The sequence below is a fragment of the Variovorax sp. P5_A3 genome (assembly GCF_056400665.1).
The window spans coordinates 45,064-54,233 of sequence record NZ_JBFUKW010000032.1 but is presented as its reverse complement, the minus strand read 5'-3'; the positions used below and the strand labels follow the sequence as shown (position 1 = coordinate 54,233).

9 protein-coding genes and 1 pseudogene are annotated in these 9,170 nt (G+C 66.6%); 4 read left to right on the top strand and 6 right to left on the bottom strand.

The features are described 5' to 3' along the window. The 4 genes and pseudogenes from AC1D3B_RS31750 to AC1D3B_RS31735 all read left to right on the top strand — a co-directional run. A pseudogene (locus tag AC1D3B_RS31750) lies at window positions 1-178 on the top strand (electron transfer flavoprotein subunit alpha/FixB family protein); the annotation flags it as partial. 47 nt (window positions 179-225) lie between these two features. Next, window positions 226-1,194 (top strand): Bug family tripartite tricarboxylate transporter substrate binding protein, encoded by a 969-nt coding sequence (locus tag AC1D3B_RS31745; RefSeq protein WP_478194652.1) that lies wholly within the window; start codon window positions 226-228, stop codon window positions 1,192-1,194. A 46-nt stretch (window positions 1,195-1,240) separates the two neighbouring features. Next, complete coding sequence (locus AC1D3B_RS31740) at window positions 1,241-2,344, top strand: acyl-CoA dehydrogenase family protein (RefSeq protein WP_478194651.1); 1,104 nt, start codon at window positions 1,241-1,243, stop codon at window positions 2,342-2,344. Continuing rightward, on the top strand, window positions 2,341-3,144 hold the full coding sequence (locus AC1D3B_RS31735; protein WP_478194650.1) for an enoyl-CoA hydratase/isomerase family protein: 804 nt from the start codon (window positions 2,341-2,343) through the stop codon (window positions 3,142-3,144). The genes AC1D3B_RS31740 and AC1D3B_RS31735 overlap by 4 nt, the downstream gene beginning before the upstream one ends. A gap of 48 nt (window positions 3,145-3,192) precedes the next feature. Here the strand turns inward: AC1D3B_RS31735 and AC1D3B_RS31730 are convergent, their stop codons facing one another. Genes AC1D3B_RS31730 through AC1D3B_RS31705 form a run of 6 tightly spaced genes read right to left on the bottom strand, consistent with a single transcriptional unit; the run spans window position 3,193 to window position 9,168 of the window. Continuing rightward, window positions 3,193-3,906, bottom strand: a complete 714-nt coding sequence (locus tag AC1D3B_RS31730; protein ID WP_478194649.1) for a tyrosine-protein phosphatase — start codon at window positions 3,904-3,906, stop codon at window positions 3,193-3,195. 22 nt (window positions 3,907-3,928) lie between these two features. Next, window positions 3,929-4,231 (bottom strand): BMC domain-containing protein, encoded by a 303-nt coding sequence (locus AC1D3B_RS31725; RefSeq protein WP_478194648.1) that lies wholly within the window; start codon window positions 4,229-4,231, stop codon window positions 3,929-3,931. Beyond that, the gene (locus AC1D3B_RS31720) at window positions 4,228-6,738 is read right to left on the bottom strand and encodes a pyruvate, phosphate dikinase (RefSeq protein WP_478194647.1); all 2,511 of its coding nucleotides are present in this window, start codon (window positions 6,736-6,738) and stop codon (window positions 4,228-4,230) included. Before AC1D3B_RS31720 ends, AC1D3B_RS31725 begins: the two co-directional genes overlap by 4 nt. After that, entirely contained in the window at window positions 6,735-7,304 is a 570-nt protein-coding gene (locus AC1D3B_RS31715; RefSeq protein ID WP_478194646.1) for a hypothetical protein, read from the bottom strand. The genes AC1D3B_RS31720 and AC1D3B_RS31715 overlap by 4 nt, the downstream gene beginning before the upstream one ends. A 16-nt stretch (window positions 7,305-7,320) precedes the next feature. Further along, the gene (locus AC1D3B_RS31710) at window positions 7,321-8,727 is read right to left on the bottom strand and encodes a hypothetical protein (protein WP_478194645.1); all 1,407 of its coding nucleotides are present in this window, start codon (window positions 8,725-8,727) and stop codon (window positions 7,321-7,323) included. 24 nt (window positions 8,728-8,751) lie between these two features. Continuing rightward, window positions 8,752-9,168: a PEP-utilizing enzyme gene (locus AC1D3B_RS31705; RefSeq protein ID WP_478194644.1), complete on the bottom strand. Its 417-nt coding sequence runs from the start codon at window positions 9,166-9,168 to the stop codon at window positions 8,752-8,754. Window positions 9,169-9,170 lie beyond the last annotated feature (2 nt).

Genomic DNA, 9,170 nt, shown 5'->3' with positions numbered 1-9,170 from the left:
GTTGTACATCGCAGCTGGCATCTCGGGCGCGATCCAGCATCTGGCCGGCATGAAGGACTCCAAGGTGATCGTCGCGATCAACAAGGACGAAGAAGCGCCGATCTTCAGCGTGGCCGACTACGGCCTCGTGGCGGACCTGTTCACGGCCGTGCCGGAGTTTGCACGCGAACTCGGTTGACCCAACCACCTGCACGCCGATGCAGGCAAACCTACAACGGAGACATGATGAAACCGATCGAACGCATCCTTGGCGTGCTCATCGCAGCCGCCCTCCCCTTCGCCGCCCAGGCCGCCTACCCCGACAAGCCCATCCGGCTGGTCGTGCCCTATGCCGCGGGTGGTCCCACCGACGCGATGGCGCGCATCCTGCAGGCGCCTTTGCAGAACGCCCTCGGCGGCGCCACGATCATCGTCGACAACGTCCCCGGAGTCGGCGGTGCACTCGGCGCGCAACAGGTGCTGCGCGCACCGGCCGACGGCTATACGCTCTTTCTCGGCAATAACGGGCCCAGCGCGGTGACGCCGCTGCTGCAGAAGAACGCAGGCTTTGATCCGGTCAAGGACTTCGCGCCCATCTCGATGGTCGCGAAGTCGACGATGGTGCTGGCCGTCGGCGCCGGCGTGCCCGCAAACAACATGAAGTCCTTCCTCGACTGGGCGAAGAGCAGCGGGGGCAGCGCCAACTATGCGAGCGCGGGCATCGGTTCGCTCGGTCACCTCGGCACCGAATTGCTGCTCAAGCAGGCGGGGCTGAAGATGACCCACGTGCCCTACAAGGGCCAGGCGCCGACGCTCAATGCCCTGATCGGTGGCGAGGTTCAGGTCTTGCTGACGACGCCGACCGAAGCCATGCGCGGCCAGATCGCCACCGGCAAGATCAAGCTCGTGGGCGTGACCTCCGAGACCCCTTCCCCTCACGACCCGAACGCCGATGTGATCGCCAAGTCCGTTCCCGGCTTCACGCTCTATTCGTGGTTCGCCATCCTGGTCAAGGCCGGAACGCCGCCGGAGATCATCGAGCAGCTGCACAAGGCCATCGCGGCGGCCGTCGCATCGGACGACGTGCGCAAGCGCTTCGATTCGCTGGGCGTCGACGCCGAGAGCAGCACGCCGGCCAAGGTGATGGACTACGTAAAGCAGGACGTGTCGCGCTGGAGCACGATCATCCGCGAACAGAACATCCAACCTGAATGAACGTGCCCGACCCGGCCCCTCTCTCCAACCGAACAGAAAGCTGATCGTGGACTTCACTGCCGAAGAACTGGCCTTTCGCGACAGCGTTCGCCGGATGGCCGAAAAGCATGTGGCGCCGATCGCCGCCGAGATCGACGAGAACGATCGATTCCCGACCGAACTGATCCCGGTCTACGGCGACATGGGCCTGCTGCAACTGTGGGTGCCCGAGGAATACGGGGGGCCGGGCGCCAACCTCACGATGGTCTGCATGGCGCGCGAGGAGATCTCGCGCCACTCGGAAGCCTGCGGGCTCCTGGCGGGTGAAACCACGATGTTCGTGCTGCCGCTGATGCATTTCGGCACCGAGGCGCAGAAGAAGCGCTTCCTGCCCATCGTCGCGGGAGGCCGCACGCTGACCGCCATCGCGCTGTCGGAGCCTGGCGCGGGATCGGATGTGAGTGCCATACGGACCCGTGCCGTGCGCGACGGCAACGACTACGTCATCACGGGCCAGAAGCAATGGTGTTCCTTCGGCAGCGTGGCCGACTACATCATGGTGTTCGCCAAGACCAGTGACGCGGGCGGGGTCGACAACATCAGCCCGTTCATCGTCGACGTCAAGGCCAGCCAGGGCGTGAGCTTCGGCAAGAAGGAACGCAAGATGGGCATGCGCGGCGCCGTGAACGTGCCGGTCTACCTCGACAAGGTCCGGGTGCCGGCCGAAAACATGCTCGGCGAGGAAGGCAAGGGCTTTCGCGCAGCGATGCGGGCGCTGGACCTCAACCGACCCGCCATCGCTGCGGCGTCGGTGGGCCTCGCGCAGGGCGCGCTGGAAGCCGCGGTCGCGTATGCGCAGGAGCGCAGGCAGTTCAAGCGCGCGATTTCCGAGTTCCAGGGCATCCAGTTCATGCTGGCCGACATGGCGATGCAGATCGAAGCGGCGCGCTGCCTGCTGTATGAGTGCACGCGCGCGGGTGATCGCGGCGAGTGGGATCGACTGCCGATGCTCGCGAGCATGGCCAAGTGCTTCGCGAGCGACATGGCGATGAAGGTGACCACCGACGCCGTGCAGGTCCTCGGCGGCTACGGCTACGTCAAGGACTATCCGGTCGAACGGATGATGCGGGACGCCAAGCTCAACCAGATCTTCGAAGGCACCAACCGATGACTTCCCCCGAATTCGCCAGTCTTCTCTACGAGCGCCGTGGCGGCGTGGCCATCCTCACCTTCAACCGGCCGGAGCGCATGAACGCGATCGGCGGCACGTTGAAGCAGGACATCGCGGCCGCCATGGCCCATGCGGAACTCGATGACGACGTCAGGGTCATCGTGCTGACGGGTGCCGGCGCGGCCTTCTGCGCCGGCGGCGACGTCAAGGAAATGGCCGAGTCTCGCACCAGCGGGGCGGGTCGCAGCCTGCAGGAAAAGATCCGTCCCGCCCGCGACGCGATGCTGCTTGCGATTCATGAAGCGGGCAAGCCTGTCATCGCCGCCATCAACGGCGCGGCGGCCGGCGCCGGCATGAACATGGCCCTGGCCGCCGACATCCGCATCGCCTCGACCACGGCACGTTTCGCGCAAGCCTTCGTGAAGCGCGGCCTGCCTCCGGACACGGGCGCCAGCTACCTCTTGCCTCGCATCGTCGGCATGGCGAAGGCCTGCGAGCTTGCATTCACGGGTGACACGATCGATGCCGACGAGGCACTGCGTCTCGGTATCGTCTCGCGCGTCGTGCCCTCCGATCAATTGATGCCGGCCGTCCTCGAACTGGCCGAGCGGATCGCCGCAGGCCCGCCGATCGCGATCCGGCTGGCGAAGCAGTCGCTCTATCGCGGTGAACGCGGCGACCTGCGCGACGCGCTCGGTCGCGAGGCTGCCGCCTTCAACATCTGCTTCGAGACCGAAGATGCAGCCGAGGGCGTGACGGCCTTCTTCGAGAAGCGCCCGCCCGATTTCAAGGGCCGCTGAATAGCTGACCTCCCTTCGCAACCTCAGCGCGGCCGCCAACGGTTGCCGTCAGGTCGGCTGTAGCAGACCTTCCCGGATCGTCCGCAAGGTCTCCTCGCTGACCCCGTTGGACCTGGCCCACGCTTGCGCGCCACCGTGGCGCCGATCCAGCACATCCAGAAAGTGCCGCAGGGGCGCTTCCTCGACAGCGTAGACCTGCGGCGGCATCGCAGCCAGGTGATCGCGATAGGTCGGCCAACTCGCAAAGCGTTCCAGCATGCGTGGCATGTTGGGCGCGGACGCCATGTAGTCCGCCACGATCACGTCGTCGCTGACGCCGGTGAACTTGAGCACCAGCGCCGCCAGCACGCCGGTGCGGTCCTTGCCCGCGGCGCAATGGATGAGCGCAGGCTGCCCGGCAAACTCCGCGAGCCGGTCGATCGCATGGGCCAGCACCTCGCCGCGCTGCAGGCACCCGGCATACAGGTCGTGCAGCACCAGTGCCGGATCGACGTTCTCGACCGACGCCATCTCGAGCGGCGCGTTGAAGTACGCGATGCCCTCGTGCGCAGCCAGCGGGCCGCGTCCTTCCTCGGCCACCTCGCGCGCCAGGCGAAGGTCGATGATGGCCTTGAGGCCGAGCGTCGTCGCCAGGTAGTGAACATCCTCCGGTGTCAGCGCCTGCAAGGTGTCGCTGCGGAACAGCCGTCCGGAACGGGTCACGCGGCCGTCGGCCGTGGGCAGGCCGCCGAGATCCCGAAAGTTGAAAACGCCTGTGAGCATGAAGGCCTTGCGTATCCGCGGGTCAGCGCACAGCGGGCCGCTCGAGAATGTCTTCCACGTCCTCATGCGGCCGTGGAATCACATGCGCCGAGCGCACCTTGCCGACCGTCTCCGCCGCCGCGGCACCCGCATCGACCGCGGCCTTGACCGCGCCCACGTCGCCACGCACGACGACCGTGATGATGCCGCCGCCCGGCTGTTGCATCGTCACCAGCCTCACGTTGGCCGCCTTGACCATCGCATCGGCGGCCAGTGTCGCCGCCGTCTTGCCCACGGTCTCGACAAAGCCGAGCGCGGTGCCCCTCATGTCGTTCGAATCAGTCATGACGATTTGCTCCTTGCGGCCAGTTGGCCCAAGCCCAGCCGCAATCCGGCGGTGGCCGGTGCGGGTGCGGAGAAAGTGCGCAGGCCGGCCCGGTACAGGTCTTCCAGGAGCGACAGCGAGGTACCGTCGCCGCATTCGATGCCGAGCCGCGCATGCACCATCGGCGCGATGTTGGCCGACAGCGTGCGCAGCGCATCGCCCAGTTGCGGGCCGAGCGTGCTGCGCGGGTTGTAGGTGAGATAGCCGTCGGCAAGGTAGTCCTCGAAGACTTCGTCGCCAAACGATAGCGCACTGGGATAACCGTAATATGTCCGTATCAGTTCGCGGATGTCGATCCACAGCACGGCCTCCGCGCGCGCCAGTTCCGCCGCGCACGACAGCCCCGCCGGGCTTTGCAGCACCACGCCGACCTTGCCGAACCCGACGGCCTCGGCGGCCTTGCGGAACGCACTGAACTCTTCGACACAGGTCACCGCGGCGGTCAACGGCGTCACGCGCGCATGGGCCGTCTCCCGCGCGGCGTCGGCGATGCCGCGCAGCAGCGAGCCGTACAGACCCTTCAGGCCCAGGGGCAGGAACAGACGCGGCGCCAGCGAGGCCCAGGTGCTGATCAGCCGCTGCGCGCGCGGCGAGCCGAGGTTGGGCAGCCGGATGTCGATCGGCGCGCCGGTGGATTCGAGCATCAGGTGGCGGCAGGCGTCGTAGGTCATGCGGGCGAGGCGGTCCTGCACGTCCTTGTCGACAGGCTGACGGCTGAGGTCGTTGATGGCGTCGATCAGTTCGTTGAGCGTGCCGGCTGCGATGAAGAGGTCGGTCAATGCGATGACGCCGAGCCCTTGCGGCCCCTGGCCCAATGCCGCGCGTGCATCGCCGCCGTTGACACCGGCGGTCCAGAAACCGATCTGCGCGGCCGCATCGGACCAGCCGAGGATGCGGTCGATGTGGCCCACCGCATGCGCAGTCGATTCGAGCGGCAGCACGCCGCTGTAGACCCGGCCGGTGGCACCGTCGACCGACAGCGGGGCGCCCTCCTCCAGCACCTGATGGCCGACCGTGAAGCGGCGCTGGTCGGGCTCGATCTCCATCGCTTCGCAGCCGACGACGCAGGGCAGGTCGAGCGCGCGCGAGACGACGGCTGCATGGCTCAGCGCGCCGCCGCGCGCCGTCACGATGGCTTGCGATGCCAGCATGCCGCGGATGTCCTGCGGGCTGGTGGTGGGACGCAACAGCACCACGCGCTGGCCGGAGGCCGCGAGCGTGGCCGCGCGGTCCGAGTCGAGCACTGCGATGCCGTACGAGTGTCCGGGTGACGCGCCGGTGCCCTGCGTCAGCACGGTCGCCGCGGCCAGCGCGTTGGGCTCGAACGAAGGCCGCAGCAAGCGCTTGAGCTGCTCGATCGACACCTTCTGCAAGGCCGCGGGCGGCGAGATGATGCCGTCGTCGACCAGCTCCGCGGCGATGCGCACCGCCGCCTGCGCGGTGCGCTTGGCGGGTCGCACCTGCAGGAAATAGAGCTGCGCGCCCTCAACGGTGAATTCGATGTCGACCGCGTCGTGGTACATGCGTTCCAGCTGCCGGCCATGTCCGAGCAGCTCGCCGCGGTGGCGCTCGCTCAACGCGCCGGGCTCGGCCAGCGAGACTGGCGTGGCTTCACCCGAAACCAGGTCTTCGCCCTGGCAGCAGGCGAGGAATTCGCCGTACAGCTTCGACTCGCCGGTGTTCGGATCGCGCGTAAAAGCGACGCCGGAGCCGGAGTGCGCATCGAAGTTGCCGAACACCATCGCCTGCACCGTCACGGCCGTGCCGAGGTCATCGGCGATCTTGTGGTGCGCCCGGTAGGCACGCGCGCGCCGGCTGTCCCACGACTCGAAGACGGCGCCGATGGCACGCTGCAATTGCCAGTGCGGATCGGCACGGACTTCGCCGGCGCCCTGCGCGGCAAGGGCGGCGAGCACCGCAGCCTCCAGCGCATCGAAGGCCTCTCCACCGGGGGCCTGCCTTGCCTGTTGCAACGCGCCGTCCAGCTCTCGCGCCAGCGCGTCGCCATCGAGGTCCAGCACGATGTCGCAGAACATGCGCCAGAAGCGGATCCATGTGTCGAGCGCAAAGGCGGCGTTGCCCGTCGCCACCGCCATCGCCCATGCACCGCGCGCGGTGATGCCGAGGTTGAGCACCGTGTCCATCATGCCGGGCATGCTGATCTGCGCGCCGGACCGCACCGACACCAGCAGCGGCATCGCGTCGGCGGCGCCGAAGCGGCGGCCGGTGGCTTCTTCGAGCCGCAGCATCTGCGCCTCGGCCTGCGCGATGATTTCAGGGGGCAAGGCGCCGGCCGCGCGAAACGCCCGGTAGCCGTCGGTGCCGATCACGAATGCCGGCGGCACCGGAATGCCCGCAGCCGCCATGCGCGCGAGCCCGGTGGCCTTGCCGCCAAAGCGGGCCGTGTCCTGCGGGTCGATGCGCTCGACGGGCTGCGCGAAATCGGGTTCCATGAGGGAGCGATTCATGTGGTGTCCCGCGGACGCCCCAGCACCGCAAGGATGTCCTCGTGGAACTCGAACCAGATGTTGTGCACCGAGTCGATGGTGGGCTTGCACACGTAGTCGCGCTGCCCCTGATCGACACGGTCCATGGCCTGCTCGAAGCGCCGCACGTAGGCCTCGTAGCGCGGCACGATCGCCAGCAACTGACGGATGTCCTTGACCAGGCGCTCCGCCGCCTGCAGCAGGCGCCGCTCCACGCGTTCGTCGCCTTCGGTCTGCTGCCATTCGCTGACCGAGGCGATGAAGCGCTTGTTCAACGTCTCGAAGGCCTCGTACCAGGTGGCCAGTGCCGGCTGCGCGCGCACCTCGGCGTAGGTCGCGTGGTAGTAGGCAACGACCTGGTCGATGCCGTCCGGCAGCAGCATCGCGCCCTCGGGCAGACTCATGATCCAGCCATGGTCGTCGGCGGTGGCCAGGTGCTGGCCCACCACGTCGGCCACCAGGCCGGTGACCTCCGCGATGGTGGCCCCGGTCGCCATCTTCTTCAGGTAGACGGCGTTGAGCGTGATGAAGTCGGTGTCGGACAGCATGCGATGCAGCGCGTGGTCAGGACCAGAGATACTTCGACCGGCGCCGGTCCGCCTTCTCGCTGAACGGCAGGTAGCCCTCGCCCGAGAAGATCTTCTGCGGCACCGTGGCCTGCGCAAAGCCGCGCTTGGTGATGTCGTAGTAGTAGTTGGCCACACGTTGGTCGATTTCCCAGAACTTGTAGTCGGTGCAGGCCTTGTCGTAGGTGCCGGCCTTGCGCAGGTGCGGCAGGATCATGTCGATGTAGTACACGTACATGCCGTTGGTGATCAGCGTGCGGCGCGACTGCCGCGAGAGCTTGCTGTAGAGCTTGAAGGTGGCCTGCTGCACGCGCTCCAGCCGTGGCGCGAGATCCTTCACCGGCACCTTGTAGATCTCGCCCATCGGTGTGTCCCACTTCTCGCGCACGAACACGGCCGCGGCCTGGATCGCCGGGATGTAGTTCTTCGGCCGCGTGAAGGTGGTCGAGATGTCGTTGACGCGGATCTCGTCGAGCTTCATCACCTTCGGGTCGATCTCCAGCACCACGGTGTAGCAGTGCGGCACGTTCTCGTGGTCGCACACGTCGCTCCACTCGAAGGCCTCTTCATTGCAGAACAGGTCGCGAATGACGAGCAGGTTGCCGTTGGGCAGCGGGTACGGTCCGGTGTCGCCCAGGCCCAGCCGGCAGTCGTAGTGGTCGAGGAAGGACAGCAGTTCGGCCGCTGCATTGAACTTGATCACCTGCTCGTGCTCGGCACTGCCGGGTGCCATGCGGTCGAGTTGCGAGGTCAACCGCTCGATCACCGGCTTCTCGTGGATCAGGCAGCGGTAGCTGTCCTGCGAGTTGAGGATCCAGCCATCCTGGCGCTTGCCCCAGAGCACGCGCTGCATGAACTTCAGGATCTCGTTGCTCTCCTCGATGTAGTCGTCGGCCTGGATCACCTCCAGCGCCAGCAGGCCGCAACGGCCCATGCCGAAGCCGACCGCGCCGATGCACCAGTCGTGCACCGCGTTGATCTTGGTGCCGATCTCGCTGCGCGCCGACACGCCGATGTCGACCACGCCCTGCGCGCCGACTTCGTCGGTGGTCATGCGCAGGATCTCGGGCCAGCGGTAGAACTCGTGCATGAAGGCGAGGATCTCGTACTCCTGCCGCGGAATCATTCCGGAGGCGCCTTCGGTCGCGCGCATCACCAGCACGTCCCAGATGTTCCATGCGAGGTAGTTGTTGAGGTCGTTCAGTTCGTCGATGGTGAACTGGTCGCGCAGCACATCTTCCTTGCTCACCTTCTCGAGCACCTTGCTCTTGGCGCGCTGCTTCATCATGCGGTCGCCGAGGATGCCGTCGGGCACGGGCGGCATGCCCTTGAAGTTGCCGATATAGGTGAGGTCCTGGAACCTGAGCCCGTCGTCATTGGGCTCGTAGCGCTTGAGGTAGTCCATGTGGCGTGTCTCCGTTCTTGATGTTCAGTCGACCAAAAGAATCCTGCCCAGCTCGGCGCCTTCGCAATCCAGTTGCACCTTCTTGCCGTCGAGCGCCTTGACCATCGCGTCGAAGTGCGCCTTGTTCTCGCCGCCTGTGACGTAGCGCGACTCGTTGTCGACGAGGTAGGCCGTCATCACGCAGGGAATCTGGAATTCGCGCGAGAGGATGCCGAGGTGCGACTCCGGGGCGCCCGACAGCGTGACCACGCCCATCGCGCCCATGCTCAGCGCTGGCGCGAGGAAGGTCGTGGTACCGCCCTGCGCCAGCACGATGTGCTCCTTGAGCTTTCCGCTCTGGATCAACGCGATCACCGACTTGGGGTCGGGCAGGAACTTGATGGTCCCGATCGGCTTCTTGTCCGTCTCGAAACTGTTGAATCCTTCTGCAATGGCTTTCATGA